Consider the following 18,475-nt stretch of genomic DNA (forward strand, 5'->3'; position numbering starts at 1 on the left):
GGCCGGCCCGGCCCGCCCTTCCCACGGCAGCGGCAGGCCGCTCCGGGGGGACCGCGGCAGGAGTACCTGGACGCCTTCGGCGGGGACGACGACGTCTTCGTGCCCCGCGCCCCACGCCCTGCCCCCGTCTCCCCGCAGCCCGCCGATCCGTACGCGTCCGTCACCGACTGGAGCACCGGGGGCGGGGACGCCGGTGTCACGGACGCCGACGACGACGCGCCGCCGACCGGTGAACCCGCGCCGGTCAAGGGCGGCAAGGGCAGGACCTTCACCGGCATCGCCGCGGCCGCCGTCACCACCGTGCTGGCGGTCGTCGTGGCCGGCCAGGTCGCCGACGGGGTGGACGGCGACGAGGCGCGCTCGCAGTCCGCCACCGACCAGGCCCGCGACGTCCACGACTCCGCGTCGCGGGCGGACGGACGGCCGACGCCCTCCACCCCCGAGTCCGCGGCACCGCTGACGTACGAGCACAAGATCGAGAAGAGGTACCCGCTCGGCGCCGAGCTCGACGGTTCGGGGAAGTTCGACGCGATCCCCGGCATCGACAAGGGGCCGGGGACGGGGCAGAAGTACACCTACCGCGTGGACGTGGAACAGGGGCTCGGCCTCGACGGGGAACTCTTCGCCGAGGCCGTGCACCGGACGCTCAACGACGACCGGAGCTGGGCCCACAACGGCGCCCGCTCCTTCGAGCGCATCCACTCCGGGCAGCCCGACTTCGTGATCACGCTGGCCAGCCCCGGCACCACCGCCGACTGGTGCGCCAAGTCGGGCCTGGACACCACCGAGGACAACGTGTCCTGTGACTCGGCCGCCACCGAGCGCGTGATGATCAACGCCTACCGGTGGGCGCAGGGCGCGGAGCCGTACGGCGACGACATCCACGGGTACCGGCAGATGCTGATCAACCACGAGATCGGCCACCGCATCGGCTTCAACCACGTCACCTGCGACAAGGACGGCGAACTCGCCCCGGTCATGCAGCAGCAGACCAAGTTCGTCGACCACGACGGAATCGACTGCCGTCCGAACCCCTGGGCCTACCCGAACAACTGATCGCGAGCCGTGGCCGCCGCATCACTTGTGGTGACTGTGTGATCTCTTAGCGCGACCGAACGCGCCCCGCGTGGGAAAGTCACGCCCGTTCACCCCTTCTGGTGGCGCGATGGACAACCGTCCATCGCGCCACCGCCTTGTCCGCATACCTTCGTCCCGCTGCGAGCCGCCGGGCCAACGACGGCTCCCCAAACGGGAGATCGGGGGTGCGCGCGTGCGCATCGGACTGCTTACGGAGGGTGGCTATCCGTATGTGAGCGGTGAGGCGGGGCTCTGGTGCGATCGGCTCGTGCGCGGGCTCGAGCAGCATGAGTTCGACGTCTACGCGCTCAGCCGCAGCGAGCGCCAGGAGGCCGAGGGGTGGGTTCCGCTGCCGCCGCAGGTCAGCCGGGTCCGCACCGCGTCGCTGTGGGACTTCGAGGACGACGGGATGGCCCACGGGCGGCGCGCGCGGCGGCGCTTCGCGGAGTGTTACGGCGAACTGGCCGCGGTCCTGTGCAGGACGGCCCCCGGCAACTCAGCCGCTTACTTGGAGAGGGCGTCGGGAGGCGCGTCGGAGGGGGAGTCGGCCCTTGAGGCGGACCGTTTCGCCAACGCGCTGTACGGCCTCGCCGAACTCGCCCGCGACAATGGCGGACTGCCCGCCGCCCTCCGCTCGGAGACCGCCGTACGCGCCCTGGAACGCGCCTGTCGCGCGCCCCGCGCCCACCGCTCCGCACGTGAGGCACGCGTCCCCGACCTGCTCGCCGTCGCCGCGCGTCTCGAACACGCCCTGCGCCCCCTGTCGCTCGACTGGTACGAGGACGACGGCCTTGGCGCGGTGGACCTGTGCCACGCGGCCTCCGGCGGCACGGCGGCGCTTCCGGGCCTGCTCGCCCGGCACTTCCGCGACGTGCCCCTGCTGGTGACCGAATACGGGGTGCGGCTGCGGACGCACTACCTCACCGAACCCGACGCCCCGCCCGCGATACGGTCCCTGCTGGCCGCCTTCCACGGCCGGCTGGCCGCCGAGACCTACCGGCGTGCGGCCGTGATCACACCCGGCAACACGCACGCCCGCCGCTGGCAGGAACGCTGCGGGGCCGACCGTGCCAAGCTCCGCACCGTCCACCCGGGTATGGACGCGACTCCCTTCGCCGAGACGGGGGAGTCGCCGGGGTACGCCGACCCGCACACCCTCGTCTGGGTCGGCCGCGTCGAGCCCGCCAAGGACCTGGTGTCGCTGCTGCACGCCTTCGCGGAGATCCGCAAGGCGGAGCCCCGGGCGCGGCTCCGGATCGTCGGCAGCCCCGCCGGCCCCGAGGGCGCGGCCTATCTCGCCCACTGCAAGGGCCTGGCCGCGCAGCTCTTCCCCGACGAGGCCGACGGCCCGCACGCCGTCGGACGCAACCCGGTGTCCTTCGAGGAGACCGGGGGACCGGAACTGCCGTCCCGCGCCGACGCTTACGGCGCGGGCGCCCTGGTGGTCCTCTCCAGCGTCGTCGAGGGGTTCCCGTCCGGGCTGGTCGAGGCCATGTTCTGTGGACGCGCGACGGTTTCCACGGACGTCGGCGCGGTCGTCGAGGCGATCGGCGGCACCGGCCTCGTCGTGCCGCCGCGCAATCCGCGGGCGCTCGCCGAGGCGTGCGTCGCCCTTCTGCGCGACCCCGAGCGCCGTGAGCGACTGGGCGCCGCAGCGCGCGCCCGCGCACTGGAACTGTTCACCGTCGAGCAGAACGTCGCGGCATTTCACGGCATTTACCTGGAGATCCTCTCGAGTACCCCGGTCCGCCGCGTCGTTTTCGACGACACCGGCGAACCTCTGCCGTTCGCCGTCACCGCCGAGGCCCACGTCCCCGGCCGCTGGACCGACCCCACGGCCGGTGTCGTGGCCCGGGGCGGCCCCGGCTGGGCCACGGACGCCCCCGTCCGGGCCACCTCCCCGGCCTCCGCGACCGAGGGGGTCCGATGAGCGGCCTCGGTGAACTCGACCGGCCCGGAACCCCGGGCAGCCCGGGCGCCTGGGACTCCCCCTCGCGGGAATCCCTGACCGATCCGGTCGCCCGGGGCGGAGGGGCTGCCGGGGAGCATGCGGTCGCCCAGGGCAGCCCGGTCGCCCGAGGTGGAGGGGCCGCCCAGGGCAGCCCGGTCGCCCAAGGCGGAGCGGTCGCCCAAGGCGGAGCGGACGACGGTGGCACTGCGGGCGCCCGCCGCGGAGCGGCCGGCGGCGGAGCGGTAGCCGTCGGCAGGGAGTCGGCGTCCGCTGCGCGCCGTGCCGCCGCGGACCCGGTGAAGGCGCTGATGCACCGTCACCGCGATCTGTGTGAACGTGCCGTGGACCCGCTGGAGATCGCGGCGGGCCTGGAGGCGCACGGCGTCACCGACCGGACCGCCGCACGCTTCCGCCACCGGGACGTCTTCTCTCTCGCGGAAGAGATGTACGCCCGGGTCCCGCGCGACGGCGACACACCCCCGCGCCCCGCGAACCCACCGGCTCCCCGGGTGCGCACCGCCTGGATCGTCCTCGCGCTGCTGCCCGGCGCGCTGTGCGCCGCCGCCGTGGCCGGCCTGCGTCTGACCGAAGGCCGACCGCGCCTGATCGCGGCCGTCGTCGGCGCCCTCGTGGTCACTCTCGCCCTGCGCGCGGCACTGCGCCGAGGGCCGCTGAGGGCCGCGACGCGTACCACCGGCACCTGGACCTGCTGGCTCGTCGGCTACGCCCTCCTCGGCGACGGACTGCTCCGCGCCGCTCTCGCCGGCGGTCCGGACGGCCTGCCCGGCGGCACCGCCGAGGGCCCGTGGCCCGTCGCCGTCGCCCCCGTACTGGCTCTCGCCCTGGCCTGTGCGCCCGCGGCCGCAAGTGCCCACCTCTTCGCCGTGGGTGCCCGCCGCAAACTGGCAGCCAGCCGTGGCCTGGCCGACTTCTCCGCCTCCGTACGCCCCCTGCTGCTCGGCACGGTCGCCCTGTTCATGTGCGCCCTGACGGCCCTGGTCGCGCTGACCGGCGCGGTCCTCGCGGAGCCCGCCGCCCATCCCCAGGCACTCACGCTGGGCGCCCTTCTCATGCTCGCCCGCCTGCTCACCGTGCACGGCTGCACACACGCCCCCACGCGCGTCCTCACCGCCGCGGCCACCGTCGAGGCGGCGGCCCTGGCCACGCTCTTCGCCGGTCGCCTCCCCGGCTGCGGCTTCCTCGCCGCCCCCGTGGAGGCCCTGGTCGCCGCCTGCGGTCCGGCCGGTGTCCCGACGGCGGCCTGCGGCGTCGGCGCGCTGACCCTCCTGGCGCATGCGACCCGCCGCCTGACCAGGGCCTCGGCCCACGCATCGATGGAGCAGCCGCGGTGACCGCGCGCCCCCGGACAACCCCCCACACGTCCGCATCACCCTCCGAAGGAGCCCCCAGATGACCACCTCCCGACCCGACGCCTCGGCACCGGGAGCAGCCCGATGAGAGTCCTGCTGATCGGAGCCAACGGCTACATCGGCCGCTTCGTCGCCGACCGTCTGCTCGCCGACCCGGCCGTCCAGCTCACCGCCCTCGGCCGCGGTGACGACGCCGACGTCCGCTTCGACCTCGCCACCGGAAGCCCCGGCGCCCTCACCCGCTTCCTCGACGCGGTCCATCCCGGCGTCGTCGTCAACTGCGCCGGCGCCACCCGGGGCGGCGCCCGCGAACTCACCCGGCACAACACCGTCGCCGTCGCCACCGTCTGCGAGGCCCTGCGCCGCAGCGGCTGCGGCGCCCGCCTGGTGCAGGTCGGCTGCAGTGCGGAGTACGGCCCCAGCCAGCCCGGCTCCTCCACCGCGGAGGACGCCGTGCCCCGCCCCGGCGGCCCCTACGGCGTCAGCAAGCTCGCCGCGACCGAACTGGTCCTCGGCTCCGGCCTGGACGCCGTCGTCCTGCGTGTCTTCTCGCCCGCCGGTCCCGGTACCCCCGCCGGCTCCCCGCTGGGCCGCCTCGCCGAGGCCATGCGCCGCGCGATGCAGTCCGGCGACGGTGAACTCCGCCTCGGCGGCCTCGGTGCCCAGCGTGACTTCATCGACGTCCGCGACGTCGCCCGCGCCGTCCACGCCGCCTCGCTGTCCGCCGCCCAGGGCGTCATCAACATCGGCTCCGGCCGCGCCGTCCGCCTGCGCGACGCCGCCGCCACCCTCGCCCGCGTGGCCGGATACGGCGGTGCCCTGCACGAACTCGACGGACCGCCCGGCGCACCGCGGCCCACCATCGGCCACCCACGTACCGAAACCATGGGCCACCGCGTCGACTCCCTGGGCCACCACCGCACCGACGCTCTCGGCCATCACCGACCGGAGCCCCTCGGGAACCGCGGCGACCGTGCCGACGCGGAGCACGCGGCCCCGGTCGCCTACCCCTACCCGGACGGCTGCGGCAGTTGGCAGCAGGCCGATGTGCGCACCGCACGCGACCGGCTCGGCTGGCGGCCCCGGATCGGCCTCGAAGAGTCCCTCGCAGACATCTGGATGGAGGCGGCATGCCGTATCTGACCAGCACCAAAGCGGGCACCGCGAGCACCGACGTCCGCACCGGCCTGGGAGTCCCGGGTCTGGCGCACCCGCTCGTCGCGCCCGGCGAGTGGTCCGGCCTCACCTGCCCGGGCACCCCTCTGCACTGGGTCGTCCTCAACGTCGCCGACGGCCCCGGCGCGCACCCCGACCCACGCTGCCTGGACGCCGTCGGACGCCTGCGCAACGCGGGCGTCCGCGTCCTCGGCCACCTCGACGCCGCGTACGGGGCCCGGAGCTTCGGCGCGCTGATCTCCGACGCGCACCGACACCTCGACTGGTACCAGGTCGACGGCTTCCTCCTCGACCGCTGCCCGTCCGGACGGGCCGCGCTCCCCGAGGTCCGCCGCACCGTCACCACCCTCCGAGTGATCCGTGACGGTGCCCACATCGTCCTCGGCCACGGCACTCACCCCTACCCCGGTTATGCCGAGAACGCCGACCAGCTCGTGACCTTCGCGGGCGCCTGGAGCGACTACCGCTGGTCCCAGGCGGCGGAGTGGAGCGCCGACTATCCGCCCGAGCGCTTCTGCCACTTCGTGCACGGCGTCCCGCGCGGGCATCTGGAGGAGGCGCTGCGCATCGCCCGCTGGCAGGGCGCCGCGACGATCTACTTCACCGACCGCACTGACCGGGGCGGCAGGATCGACCCCTGGGAGACGATGCCCGGCTACTGGGACGAAATCGTCTCGCGAGTCGGGACGGGTGTCTCGGAATGAAAAAGGCCGTGGCAGTGTTACTGGCAGAACAACCGTAATCACTGACCGACCAACGGAGTCCCCGTGTCGCTGCCACCCCTGGTCGAGCCGGCCCCCGAGCTCACCGTAGACGAGGTCCGCAGGTACTCCCGCCACCTGATCATCCCCGACGTGGGGATGGACGGGCAGAAGCGGCTGAAGAACGCCAAGGTGCTCGCCGTGGGCGCGGGCGGCCTCGGCTCGCCGACCCTGATGTATCTGGCGGCGGCCGGTGTCGGCACGCTCGGCATCGTGGAGTTCGACGAGGTCGACGAGTCGAACCTGCAGCGGCAGGTCATCCACAGCCAGGCCGACATCGGCCGGTCCAAGGCCGAGTCCGCCCGCGACACCATCAAGGGCATCAACCCGTACGTGGACGTGGTCCTTCACCAGGAGCGGCTCGAGGCCGACAACGTGATGGACATCTTCAGCCAGTACGACCTGATCGTCGACGGTACGGACAACTTCGCGACCCGCTACCTGGTCAACGACGCCTGCGTGCTGCTGAACAAGCCCTACGTCTGGGGTTCGATCTACCGCTTCGACGGCCAGGCCTCCGTCTTCTGGTCCGAGCACGGCCCCTGCTACCGCTGCCTGTACCCGGAGCCCCCGCCCCCCGGCATGGTCCCCTCCTGCGCCGAGGGCGGCGTCCTGGGCGTGCTGTGCGCGTCCATCGGCTCCATCCAGACCAACGAGGCCATCAAGCTCCTCGCGGGCATCGGCGAGCCGCTGGTCGGCCGCCTGATGATCTACGACGCCCTGGAGATGCAGTACCGCCAGGTCAAGGTCCGCAAGGACCCCGACTGCGCGGTCTGCGGTGAGAACCCGACCGTCACCGAGCTCATCGACTACGAGGCCTTCTGCGGCGTCGTGTCCGAGGAGGCCCAGGCGGCGGCCGCCGACTCCACGATCACTCCCAAGCAGCTCAAGGAGTGGATCGACGACGGCGAGAACATCGAGCTCATCGACGTCCGCGAGCCGAACGAGTTCGAGATCGTCTCCATTCCGGGCGCCCGGCTGATCCCCAAGAACGAGTTCCTCATGGGCTCGGCCCTGGAGAGCCTCCCGCAGGACAAGAAGATTGTCTTGAACTGCAAGACGGGTGTCCGTAGTGCGGAAGTACTGGCGGTCCTCAAGTCCGCCGGCTTCTCGGACGCCGTCCACGTGGGCGGCGGCGTGATCGGCTGGGTCAACCAGATCGAGCCGGCCAAGCCGGTCTACTGACCGGTCCCCGAACCCGTTCTCCGGACGGCGGGGGTTTCGTGCACCGCGGGTGCCCGAAGCCCCCGCCGCCGTCATGAGCAGACCTTGCCGTCCTTCGGCACCGTTCCCTTCAGCAGATAGCCGTCCACCGCGGAGTCGACACAGTCGCTCCCACTCCCGTAGGCCCCGTGGCCCTCGCCCTTCCACGTGAGCACCACACCGACGTCCTCGCCCAGCTCGTCCGCCATCCTGCGGGCACCCTCGTAGGGCGTCGCCGGGTCGCCGGTGTTGCCGACCACCAGGATCGGAGCCGCGCCGGGCGCGCTCACCTCCGGGGTCTCGTGCTGACCGGCCACCGGCCAGTCGTGGCACCACCCGGCCGTGTCCCAGCCGAGGAACGCCCCGAACACGGGCGAGACCTTCTCGAACCTCGGCAGCAGCTTCTTGGTCTCCTCGACGGTCGGCCGCTGCTTGTCGTCCAGGCACGATATGACTCGTTGGGAGTGGGTCGTCGTGCCGTAGCGCCCCGAGGGGTCCCGCTCGTTGTAGCCGTCGGCGAGCGCCAGCAGCTCCGAGCCGTCGCCCTCCTCGGCCGCCGCGAGCGCGCTGGTCAGGGCCGGCCATCCGTCCTTGCGGTAGAGCGGCAGCACGATTCCGGTGAGGGCGAGTGTCTGCGTGAGCTTCCGCCCCTGCGACGACGTCGGCAGCGGTTCCGCGTCGAGACGCTCCAGCAGGTCGGCGATCTCCCGCGAACCCTGCTTCGGGTCCTGCCCGGTGGACTTCAGATAGTCGTCCAGCGCGCGCTGGAAGCCCCTGGCCTGGTTCTCGGCGTGGCCCATCGTGTCGGCGCCCGGGTCCACGACCGCGTCGAGGATCACGCGCCCCACGCGCGCCGGGAACAGGTGGGCGTAGACACCGCCGAGTTCGGTGCCGTACGAGATGCCGAAGTAGTGCATCTTCTCGTCGCCCAGCACGTGCCGCATCAGGTCCATGTCGCGGGCGGTGTCCGTGGTCGAGACGTGCGCCATCAGCTTGCCGGCGGCCTTCCGGCAGCCCGCGCCGAAGTCGGCGGCGTCCTTCAGATACGCCTGTTCCTCGGCCGTGGTGTCCGGCGTGGAGTCCACCGACTCGGCGTCCTCGATCGCCTCGTCGGTGCGGCAGCGGATCCCCTCGCTGGCGGCCACCCCGCGCGGGTCCCAGCTCACGAGGTCGTACCGCTCGTGCAGGGAGGAGACGCTGTCGGCGTAGGACGGCATCATGGAGACGCCGGAGCCGCCGGGGCCCCCGAAATTGAACAGCAGGGAGCCGATGCGCTCGTCGCCGGTGGCCTTGGCCCGGATCAGCGCGAGGTCGATCGTCTCGCCGTCCGGCTCGGCCCAGTCCAGCGGCGCCTCCAGCTTGGCGCACAGCCAGTCGCCGCCCGGCGCGGGGGAGTCGGCGGTGCCCTTGCAGCGGCCCCAGTCGAGCGTCTGGGAGGCCAGCGAATCGGGCACCCCGGACGGTGCGGCCGCGGACGGCCGTGCGCTGCTCGTCCCCTCTGTCCCCCCGTCATCCTGGTCGCCACCTGACGAGCCGCCGCTGCAGCCCGCCGCCAACAGCGCGGCGGCGGCCGTCAGGGCCGTCCACCGTACGAGACGCGCCATGTGCTCTCCCCCCTGGCAAGCCGTCCGCGCCGTGCGGCGGATGGCGGTCATGCCATGGTAGGCGGCGCGCGCAGAGCCCGCTGGACCCTGTGGATAACGCTCTGACCTGCCACTTTACTCATGCTATTGCGTTCTTGGGGACGTTTTCGGTGATCAGGAGCAGACGGTCCCGGCCGCCGGCACCTTCCCGTCCAGCAGATAGCCGTGCACCGCGTCCTGTACGCACTTGTTCTTGCTGTCGTAGGCGCCGTGCCCCTGACCCTTGTAGGTCAGTTCCACGCCCACGCCCTTCCCCAGCGCGTCCACCATCTTCCCCGCGCCCTCGTAGGGAGTCGCCGGATCGCCGGTGTTGCCGATCACCAGGATCGGCGCCGCTCCGGGCGCGCTCACGTCGGGGTGGTCGGCGGCACCGGGCACCGGCCAGTCGGTGCAGCTGAGCATGGACCAGGCAAGGTAGTCGCCGAACAGCGCGGAGGCCTTCCGGAACTCCGGAAGCTTGCGTTGCACGTACGCGGGGTCGTACCTCGGCTTGTCGTCGGCGCAGTTGATGGCGACGTTGGCGGCGGTGATGTTGCTGTACTCGCCGTTTTCGTTTCGCCCGTTCAACGCGTCCGACAGCACCATGAGGACCCTGCCGTCACCGTCGTACGCCTGCTCCAGGCCGTCGGTCAGGTACTCCCAGAAGTCCTTCGAGTACAGCGCCTGCGCGATGCCTCCGGTCGCGGCGGTCTGGGTGAGTTCACGAGGGAAGACGCCGGGGATCGGTTTGCGGTCGAGGTCCCTCAGCAGCCGGGCGATACGGTCCTTGACGTCCTGCGCGCTGGTGCCGACGGGGCACTCCTCGACCTTCGACACGCAGTCCTCGGCGAAGTTGTCGAGCGCGAGCTGGAAGCCCTTCGCCTGCGCGAGCGAGCCCTGTTCCGGGGTCTGCGTCGGGTCGACGACGGCGTCGAAGACGGCGCGGCCCACCTTCCTGGGGAACAGGTGGGCGTAGACGCCGCCGAGTTCGGTGCCGTAGGAGATGCCGAAGTAGTGCAGCTCGTCGTCGCCGAGAACCTGGCGCATCAGGTCCATGTCGCGGGCCGCGTCGGTGGTGCGCACGTGCGGCAGGATCCTCTTCGAGTTCGTCTCGCAGGCCGCGTTGAAGTCCTCGGTGTTGTCCAGCAAATCGGTGCGCTCCGCCGCGTCGTCGGGAGTGGCGTCCTGCTGGAAGTAGGCGTCGAGCTGCTTGTCGTCCAGGCACTCCACCGGGGCGCTGCGGCCGACACCGCGCGGGTCGAAGCTGACCAGGTCGTAGCGGGTGCGCAGTTTCGCGTAGTCCTCGCCGAAGGCGGGCAGCGTGGTGACGCCCGATCCGCCCGGGCCGCCGAAGTTGAAGACGAGTGAGCCGATCCGGCGGTCCGCCTCACCGCTGGCCTCCGCCCGGATCAGAGCGAGGTCGATCGTGTCGCCCTTGGGGTCGGCCCAGTCGAGTGGTGCCTTCATGGCGGCGCACTGCCACTCGGCGCCGTCCGGCAGCGGGGATGGAGCGGCGCCGCCGCCCTGGGCCTCGGAGGGGGCCGGGCACTCCTTCCAGCCGAGCTTCTGGGCCGTCAGGTCCGCGTCGCCCCCGGAGTCGTCACTGCAGCCCGCCAGCAGAGCGGACATGGCTACGGCGGTGGCGGCGGTCAGGGCGGCGGCGCGCAGCCGGAAGGAGTTCGGCATGCGTCCATCGTGCGGGCGCGCGGGTCCGTGCGCTCGGGGCAGGAGCCGTACGAGGTACGGGGCGGGCAGGCCGGGACGTAGCGGGTGGGCCGACGCCTACGGATCACCTCGGCGTGCGAGGCCGTTCCGCGGTGTACGAGGCCGTTACAGCGCCTCCTTCCGGGTCAGGTGGTTGAAGACCAGCCAGCCCGGCAGTACCGGCAGCCACAGCGTGAGCAGCCGGTACAGCAGCACCGCGGGGGCGGCGACCTCCTTGGGCAGGCCGACGGCGATCAGACCGACCGTCAGCGTCGCCTCCACCGCGCCCACACCGCCCGGGGTGGGCGCCGCGGACCCCAGCGCGTTGCCCGCGAGGAAGACGACCGCGACGCTCGCCAGGCTGATCGACGTCGTCTCGTCGCCGAAGGCCCGGATCGAGGCGTCCAGGCACATCACGAAGCAGGCGGTGAGCAGCAGCATGCCGCCGATGCCGGTGACCAGCTTCTGCGGCCGCTGCAGGACATCCAGCATGCGCGGTACGACACCGGCGAAGAGCGACCGCACGCGCGTGACGACGAACTTGCGCAGGAACGGCACCGACGTCACCACGAGCACGAGCACCGCCACCGTCAGCAGACCCGCGATGACTGTCCTGGACGGCGACAGCGACGGCGTCTTCTCGGTGCCCGTCAGATAGCCGAAGGCCAGCAGCATCAGGATGTGACAGCCGAGCCCGAACAGCTGCGAGGCGCCGACGCTCGCCACCGCGAGCCCGGGCCGTACTCCGGCGCGCTGCAGGAAGCGGGTGTTCAGGGCGACGCCGCCGACCGCCGCGGGGGCGACGATCTTCACGAACGACCCGGCGACCTGCGCGGCCACGGTCCGCAGGAACGGCACTTTCTCGGGTACGAAGCCCAGCAGGGCCATCGCCGCCGCGATATAGCTCGCCGCCGAGAACAGCACCGCCGCGGCCACCCACCCCCACTGGGCGTTGGAGATCAGCGGCCCGAACTCGATGTGGGTGAGCTGCGTCAGCAGGAAGTAGGCACCGATCGCACCTGCGATGAAGCTGATCAGTGTGCGCGGTCGCACCCGCTCCAGGCGGGCCGGCTCGACGGGAGCCTGCGGCCTGATCCGCAGCACCGCGTGACGGATCTGCGTGAGCAGGTCCTCCTCGCGCGCCTCCTCCAGCGCCTCGTCGACGGCTCGCTTCTCCGCCCGCTGCTCGGCGCGCACGACCTTCTTGTCGGGCTTGCCGGGCTTGTCGGGACGCTCGGTTGGGGCGCTCGTGTCGTCGTCGGCGGCCGCCTCCGAGCGGGCCGGCTTGGCATGCCGGGACGACTCCAGGACCGCGTCCCGCTCGCGCTGGGCGCGTTCCCGGGCCAGTCTGCGCAGGGTCGCGCGCGTGGAGCGGCTGAGCGCGATGGGCTGGAGCATCGGCAGACAGTCCGCCACGGCGTCGGGGCCGAGTACGGCCACCGCCGAGGCGACCGCGCGTTCGGCACCCACCCGCAGGCCGAGCGTCACCAGGAGCTGGGAGATGTCCATGCGCAGCAGCAGGTCACCGGCGGCGATCTCGCCGATGCGCAGATCGGTGAGGATCACCGTGCCGGAACGGTCCACCAGGATCGCGTCGCCCACCAGCCTGCGGTGCGCGATGCGCCGGGACTGCAGGGCCCGCACCTGCTCCCAGGTGCCGCGCAGCAGGTCGTCGGTGATCTCCTCGTCCGACAGCGAGTCGAGGGTGCGCCCGCCGGTGTGCTCGTAGACGAGCATCACGGCGTCGGGGCCCAGCTCGGACGTCGCGATCAGCTTGGGGGCGTTGGCGCCGGCCCCGATCGCCGCGTAGGCGAGCAGTGCCTCCTGCTCCAGGGCCTGCCGCAGCGACGGGAGGCTGCTGCGGGTGGCGAAGCCGCGCAGCGTCAGATTGCGCCACGCGCGGTAGTAGAAGCCCTGCGCCTGCTGCTCCCGGTCCACCACCGTCACGTCCAGTGGCCGGCCGTCCTCCAGTGTGACGAAGTAGCGGCGGCCGCGGTCACCGGTCTCCGCGGTGTCCGCAGGCATTTCCTCGCGGGCGGCGGTCACCGGGCGGAAGCCGACGTGACGCAGGCCCGCCATCAGCGTCCGCCCGGTGGGGCGCACATTGGGGGAGCCGACCGCGTACAGCGTTCCGTAGGCCACGGTCCAGCCGATGAGGACCGTCAGAATGATCGAGAACGGTGTCGTGTAGCCGGTGACCAGCATCGAGAACGCGTCGAGTAGCAGCACGATCCACAGCACGGCGCGCCAGCGGGGTCTGCGGGACATGCCGACGGCCGTCATGTACGCGATGACCGGCGCCAGGTAGCCGTGCACGGGGTCGGTGAGAGCGTGGACGTCGCCCGGCGAGGGCTGGGTGAGCGCGTCCTGGATGGAGCCGGGCGCGGCCTTGGCGACCCACAGGTCGGTGGCGAGGGTCACTCCGTGCGCGAGGACAGCCGCCAGCACGCCGTCGGCGATCCGCAGTCCGTCCCGCTTGATCAGCCGCTCGATCGCGAATGCGACCGGCACCAGGAGGATCGCGATGCTGGAGGCCAGTCCAGCGATCTTGATCAGCAGGTCCGGTGCCTGCCCGGTGCCCTTGTTGATGTCCTGTTCGAGGCCCGAGGTGGTGCCGTGCGCGAAGGCGGCGACGGCGAGCAGTACGACGACGGCGAGCACGCCCACCAGGAGCCGCATCAGGTCGGACGGACGGTGCACGCGCGCGGGGAGCAGCGGTTCGTCGCCCTCCACCTCGTCGATGTGCGCGACGTCGTCGGGGTCGGCGGCCGTCGCCGTCCTGCCCTCGACCGCCCGCCGGCCGGTCTTCTCCCCATTTCCGTCCGCGGTGTCCGGGCGCGATGAAGAGCCGGAGGTGCCCTCGGCGTCCTCGGGGTGCGCACCCTGCTGCTTCATCGCCTCTTCTTGCTCTCGTATCACTGGTCACCGCCCGCACGATGGTGGCATGCCGCGTCGGCCTCGGCAGGCATCAGGGTGCCCGTGCGGGCCGCACAGTCTGCCCGAAGCGCCGCATCCGCGCGAGGGACGCGCACCGTCGGGAGTGCGTCGCGTTGTCGGTGGGGTGGGGCAGGATGGGGCGGATGAGCGAGCAGAGCCTTCCGGAGGAGCCCCGCCCGGAGTACGCGGACGCGCTGCCCGAGTACGCCGAGCGGGTCCTCGAAGTGACCGAACTGATTCCGTCGGGCCGTGTCATGACGTACGGGGACATCGCCGAGTATCTGGAGGAGGGGGGTCCCCGTCAGGTCGGACGGGTGATGTCCCTCTACGGGGGAGGCGTTCCCTGGTGGCGTGTCGTCCGCGCGGACGGGGCCCTGCTCGCGGGGCAGGAACTGGAGGCGCTCGACCGCTACCGGGAGGAGGGCACGCCCCTGAAGGAGGCGAGCAGAGCCGCGGAGGGCCACCTGCCGCGCCTTGACCTGAAGCGGGCGCGGTGGGACGGCGGCGAACGCGCACAAGTTCACACCTGACAGCTTCCGCCATCGGAACGGCCGACGTGTGACCTGTGATCCGTATGAGGGAAAAGGTGCGTTTCGGCCACGACCGTGGCATGACGTACGTTCGTGGAGCGGGGGACGCGGGCGCCACGAGTGACCCAAGAGTTCCGAGAGGCCCGAGGGAAGAAGAGGAAGCCCTGCTTCCGCCTCATCCGTCGGCGTAGCGTCGGCCGCACGCGTCCCCCTCATCCCGCGGCCACCGCCGTGCCCGCAGCGCGGACGGCCCACCAGTACACCCACCAGGACCGGCGAACCACGTGAGCTCCTCCTCCACCAGACACCCGTCGCACCCCCAGGTGCGACGGGGGAGCCGTGGCGCTTACCGACTGGTGCGTACCCCGCCGGCGAGAACGGACCCCCCTCGTCTGGACGCCGCACAACGCGCCGTGGTTGACCACGGGGGCGGCCCGTTGCTCGTCCTCGCGGGGCCGGGCACCGGCAAGACCACCACGCTCGTCGAGTCCGTGGCGGACCGGATCGCCCGGGGCGGCGACCCGGAACGGGTCCTGGTGCTGACCTTCAGCCGCAAGGCGGCCGTCGAGCTGCGCGACCGGATGGCACTGCGTATGGGCGCCGCGCGTGCTCCCCGGGCGACGACCTTTCACTCCTTCGGCTACGCCTTGGTCCGCGCCCACCAGGACAGCGATCTGTTCGTGGAGCCGCTGCGGCTGCTGTCCGGCCCGGAACAGGACGTGGCGGTACGCGAGCTGCTCGCCGGCCAGGTCGACCTGGAACGGCTCGGCCTGACCCACGTGCGCTGGCCCGACGAACTGCGCGCCTGCCTGACCACCCGCGGCTTCGCCGACGAGGTCCGCGCGGTCCTCGCCCGCACCCGCGAACTGGGCCTCGGCCCGGACGCCCTCGGTGCCTTCGCCCGGCGCATCGGACGCCCCGACTGGCGGGCCGCCTCGGTCTTCCTCGCCGAGTACCTCGACGTGCTCGACATGCAGGGCGTGCTCGACTACGCGGAACTCGTCCACCGCGCGGTGCTCCTCGCGCGCCGCCCCGAGGTCGCCGCGCAACTGGCCGCGCGGTACGACGCGGTCTACGTCGACGAGTACCAGGACACCGACCCCGCGCAGGTACGGCTGCTGCAGGCTCTCGCCGGCGGCGGGCGCACCCTCGTCGCCTTCGGCGACCCCGACCAGTCGATCTACGCCTTCCGCGGCGCGGACGTGAACGGCATCCTCGACTTCCCGAGCGCCTTCCCGCGCGCGGACGGCCGCCCGGCGCCGGTCGAGGTGCTGCGGACCTCGCGACGGTCCGGGGCCGCGGTGCTGGCCGCCACCCGGCTGCTGACCCAGCGCATGCCGATGACCCGTCTTCCCGCCGGGAAGGTGCGCGCCCACCGCGAACTCGCCCCGGAGCGGGACGGGGGGCGCGTCGAGGTGTACACGTACCCGACGTCCGGCACCGAGCTGGACAACATCGCCGACATCCTGCGCCGGGCCCACCTGGAGGACGGCGTTCCCTGGGGCGACATGGCCGTCCTGGTGCGCGCCGGCTCACGCACCATCCCCACGGTCCGCCGCGCCCTCACCGCGGCCGGTGTGCCCCTGGACATCGACGGCAACGACCTTCCGCTACGCCACGAGCCGGCGGTGGCGCCGTTGCTGACGGCCTTGCGGGCGGTGGCGGTGGCGGAGGCGGGGGAGCGGCCCGGGACGGACCTCGGGGACACCGCGGAGACGGGGAGCGGGACGGCCGGCGAGGCGGTGAGCGCCCGGAGCGGGCCAGGCCCCGATGACGCGGGGGCGGCCGGGCCCGACGCCGAGATGGCGGCGCAGGTAGTACCCGAGGCGGCGACGGAGACGGCGGCGAAGGCCGCGACTGCGCCTGACGCTGCACCGGATCCTGACGCCCATGCCCATGCCCACGCCGGGTCCGGAGCCGGGGTTCAAGCCGGAGCCGGAGCCGGGCCTGAAGCCGGATCCGACGCCGAGTCGGACGCCGAAGCCGGGCCGATCGCCGAAGCCGACGCGGAGCTGGGCGCTGACGCGGAATCGGACGCCGACGCCGAAGCCGAGTCGGACGCCGAAACGGGGCCGGTCGCCGAAGCCGTCGGGGAGCTGGACGCCGAGGCGGAGTCGGACGCCCAAGCCAAGCCGGTCGCCGACGCCGGCCCGGCGTCGAAGCCTCTGCCCGGTGAACGCACCCACCGCGCGGAGGATCCGTGCTGGCTCCCCACGGAGACCGCCCTCACCCTGCTCACCTCCCCCCTCGCCGCCATGGACGCCGCCGACCTGCGCCGCCTCGGCCGCGCCCTGCGCGAGGAGGAGCGCGCCGCGGGCAACCCGCTGCCGCCGCCCTCGGACGAGCTGCTGGCGCGGGCGCTGGCCGAGCCGGAGCGGCTGGCGGTGCACGACCCCGCGTACGCGCGTGGCGCCCAGCGACTCGGCGCGCTGCTCCGCAAGGCGCGCGAACGCCTGGCGGGCGGCGGCAGCGCCGAGGAGGCGCTGTGGGACCTGTGGGACGGCACGCCGTGGCCCACCCGCCTGGAACGCTCCGCCCGGCGCGGTGGTGCCGCCGGACGCAACGCCGACCGCGATCTCGACGCCGTGTGCGCCCTCTTCGCGACGGCGGCCCGCGCGGAGGAGCGCACCGGCGGCCGGGGCGCCCTGAACTTCCTGGAGGAGATCGACGCCGAGGACATCGCCGCCGACACCCTCACGCGGCGTGCCGTACGCCCCGACGCCGTCCGCCTGATGACCGCGCACCGCTCGAAGGGGCTGGAGTGGCGCCTGGTCGTCGTCGCGGGCGTCCAGGAGGGCCTGTGGCCGGACCTGCGCCGCCGCGGCTCCCTGCTGGAGGCCGACCGGATCGGCCGCGACGGACTCGCCGAACCGCTCACGCCCGGCGCGCTGCTCGCCGAGGAACGCCGCTTGTTCTACGTGGCCGCCACTCGCGCGCGTGAACGGCTCGTGGTGACCGCCGTGAAGGCCCCGGCCGACGACGGCGACCAGCCCTCCCGGTTCCTGACGGAGCTCGGCGTCGAGCCCGCCGACGTCACGGGCCGTCCGCGCCGGCCCCTCGCCGTCGGGGCGCTCGTCGCCGAGCTGCGCGCCACCACGGTGGATCCCCGCGTCTCCGAACCTCTCAGGGAGGCCGCCGCCCGCCGGCTGGCCCGCCTCGCCGCCCTTGCCGACGAGGACGGCCGCCCCTTGGTGCCGTCCGCCCACCCGTACCGCTGGTGGGGCATGTGGGACTCGACCGAGAGCAAGGTGCCGCTGCGCGACCGGGACCAGCCCGTCACGCTCTCGGGCAGTGCCCTCGACCAGTTGGCCAACACCTGCGCCCTCCAGTGGTTCCTCGGCCGTGAGGTGAAGGCCGACGCGCCCGCGACCGCGGCCCAGGGCTTCGGCAACGTGGTGCACGTCCTCGCCGACGAGGTGGCCTCCGGACACACCCCGGCCGACCTCGCCGTGCTCATGGAACGCCTGGACTCCGTGTGGAACGCGCTGGCTTTCGACGCGCCGTGGAAGTCGGCGCAGGAGAAGGCCAACGCGCGCGTGGCGCTCGAACGCTTCCTCAAGTGGCATGTCATGGATCGAGCCGGGCGCACGCCGGTGGCGAGCGAGCACGACTTCGACGTGACTCTGGAGGCGGGCGACTACGAGGTGCGCATCCGCGGCCAGATGGACCGCGTCGAGGCCGACGGTGACGGCCGCGCCTACGTCGTCGACTTCAAGACCGGCAAACACGCGCCCACGTCGGCCGAAGTGGCCCACCACCCCCAGCTCGCCGTCTACCAGCTCGCCGTCCGCGAAGGCGCCCTCGACGAGGCCTTCGAGGGCGCCCGCCCCCGACCGGGGGGCGCCGAGCTGGTGCAGCTGCGTCAGGGTGCGCCCAAGCGTGACGGTGGGGAGGCCCTGCCCAAGGTGCAGGCTCAGGGCGCCCTGGAGGGTCCGGCGGGCGAGTGGGTCGGGGATCTGCTCGCCACCGCCGCGGGCAAGGTCCTCGACGAACGGTTCGCCCCGACCACGGGCCAGCACTGCACCCACTGCGCCTTCCGCGCGTCGTGCAGCGCACGGCCCGAGGGACGGCACGTCGTGGAGTGAGCGGTCCAAGGGAGCGGGCGGCCCGGTGTGACAAGACGCACCACAGGCGCTGACCTGCG

At 72.9% G+C, this 18,475-nt stretch carries 11 protein-coding genes; 8 read left to right on the top strand and 3 right to left on the bottom strand.

Features of this window, described 5'->3' with window-relative positions; genetic code table 11:
• The 6 genes from EBH09_RS24530 to moeZ form a co-directional block, all read left to right on the top strand.
• Window positions 1–1,056: DUF3152 domain-containing protein (locus EBH09_RS24530; protein WP_238697435.1), on the top strand; the 1,056-nt coding region annotated here is incomplete at its 5' end.
• A 214-nt stretch (window positions 1,057–1,270) separates the two neighbouring features.
• On the top strand, window positions 1,271–3,007 hold the full coding sequence (locus tag EBH09_RS24535) for a DUF3492 domain-containing protein (RefSeq protein WP_121749094.1): 1,737 nt from the start codon (window positions 1,271–1,273) through the stop codon (window positions 3,005–3,007).
• Complete coding sequence (locus EBH09_RS24540; RefSeq protein ID WP_193776502.1) at window positions 3,004–4,380, top strand: hypothetical protein; 1,377 nt, start codon at window positions 3,004–3,006, stop codon at window positions 4,378–4,380. Before EBH09_RS24535 ends, EBH09_RS24540 begins: the two co-directional genes overlap by 4 nt.
• Before the next feature lie 102 nt (window positions 4,381–4,482).
• Entirely contained in the window at window positions 4,483–5,541 is a 1,059-nt protein-coding gene (locus tag EBH09_RS24545) for an NAD-dependent epimerase/dehydratase family protein (RefSeq protein ID WP_121749096.1), read from the top strand.
• Window positions 5,529–6,278: a spherulation-specific family 4 protein gene (locus tag EBH09_RS24550; protein WP_121749097.1), complete on the top strand. Its 750-nt coding sequence runs from the start codon at window positions 5,529–5,531 to the stop codon at window positions 6,276–6,278. Before EBH09_RS24545 ends, EBH09_RS24550 begins: the two co-directional genes overlap by 13 nt.
• Window positions 6,279–6,341: 63 nt before the next feature.
• The gene (gene moeZ, locus EBH09_RS24555; protein ID WP_055417970.1) at window positions 6,342–7,520 is read left to right on the top strand and encodes an adenylyltransferase/sulfurtransferase MoeZ; all 1,179 of its coding nucleotides are present in this window, start codon (window positions 6,342–6,344) and stop codon (window positions 7,518–7,520) included.
• 71 nt (window positions 7,521–7,591) lie between these two features.
• Here the strand turns inward: moeZ and EBH09_RS24560 are convergent, their stop codons facing one another.
• The 3 genes from EBH09_RS24560 to EBH09_RS24570 form a co-directional block, all read right to left on the bottom strand.
• Window positions 7,592–9,142 (bottom strand): alpha/beta hydrolase, encoded by a 1,551-nt coding sequence (locus EBH09_RS24560; RefSeq protein WP_121749098.1) that lies wholly within the window; start codon window positions 9,140–9,142, stop codon window positions 7,592–7,594.
• A gap of 153 nt (window positions 9,143–9,295) precedes the next feature.
• A complete protein-coding gene (locus EBH09_RS24565) occupies window positions 9,296–10,846 on the bottom strand; it encodes an alpha/beta hydrolase (RefSeq protein ID WP_121749099.1) in 1,551 nt (516 codons plus the stop codon).
• 144 nt (window positions 10,847–10,990) lie between these two features.
• Window positions 10,991–13,759 (bottom strand): lysylphosphatidylglycerol synthase domain-containing protein, encoded by a 2,769-nt coding sequence (locus EBH09_RS24570; protein ID WP_121749100.1) that lies wholly within the window; start codon window positions 13,757–13,759, stop codon window positions 10,991–10,993.
• Window positions 13,760–13,944: 185 nt separating this feature from the next.
• On the opposite strand from EBH09_RS24570, the gene EBH09_RS24575 reads away from it, so the two are divergent.
• The gene (locus tag EBH09_RS24575; RefSeq protein ID WP_275938393.1) at window positions 13,945–14,331 is read left to right on the top strand and encodes an MGMT family protein; all 387 of its coding nucleotides are present in this window, start codon (window positions 13,945–13,947) and stop codon (window positions 14,329–14,331) included.
• A gap of 284 nt (window positions 14,332–14,615) precedes the next feature.
• Window positions 14,616–18,416 (top strand): ATP-dependent DNA helicase, encoded by a 3,801-nt coding sequence (locus tag EBH09_RS24580; protein ID WP_121749102.1) that lies wholly within the window; start codon window positions 14,616–14,618, stop codon window positions 18,414–18,416.
• Window positions 18,417–18,475 lie beyond the last annotated feature (59 nt).

Source organism: Streptomyces sp. E2N166 (assembly GCF_003671715.1).
Lineage (GTDB): Bacteria > Actinomycetota > Actinomycetes > Streptomycetales > Streptomycetaceae > Streptomyces > Streptomyces thinghirensis.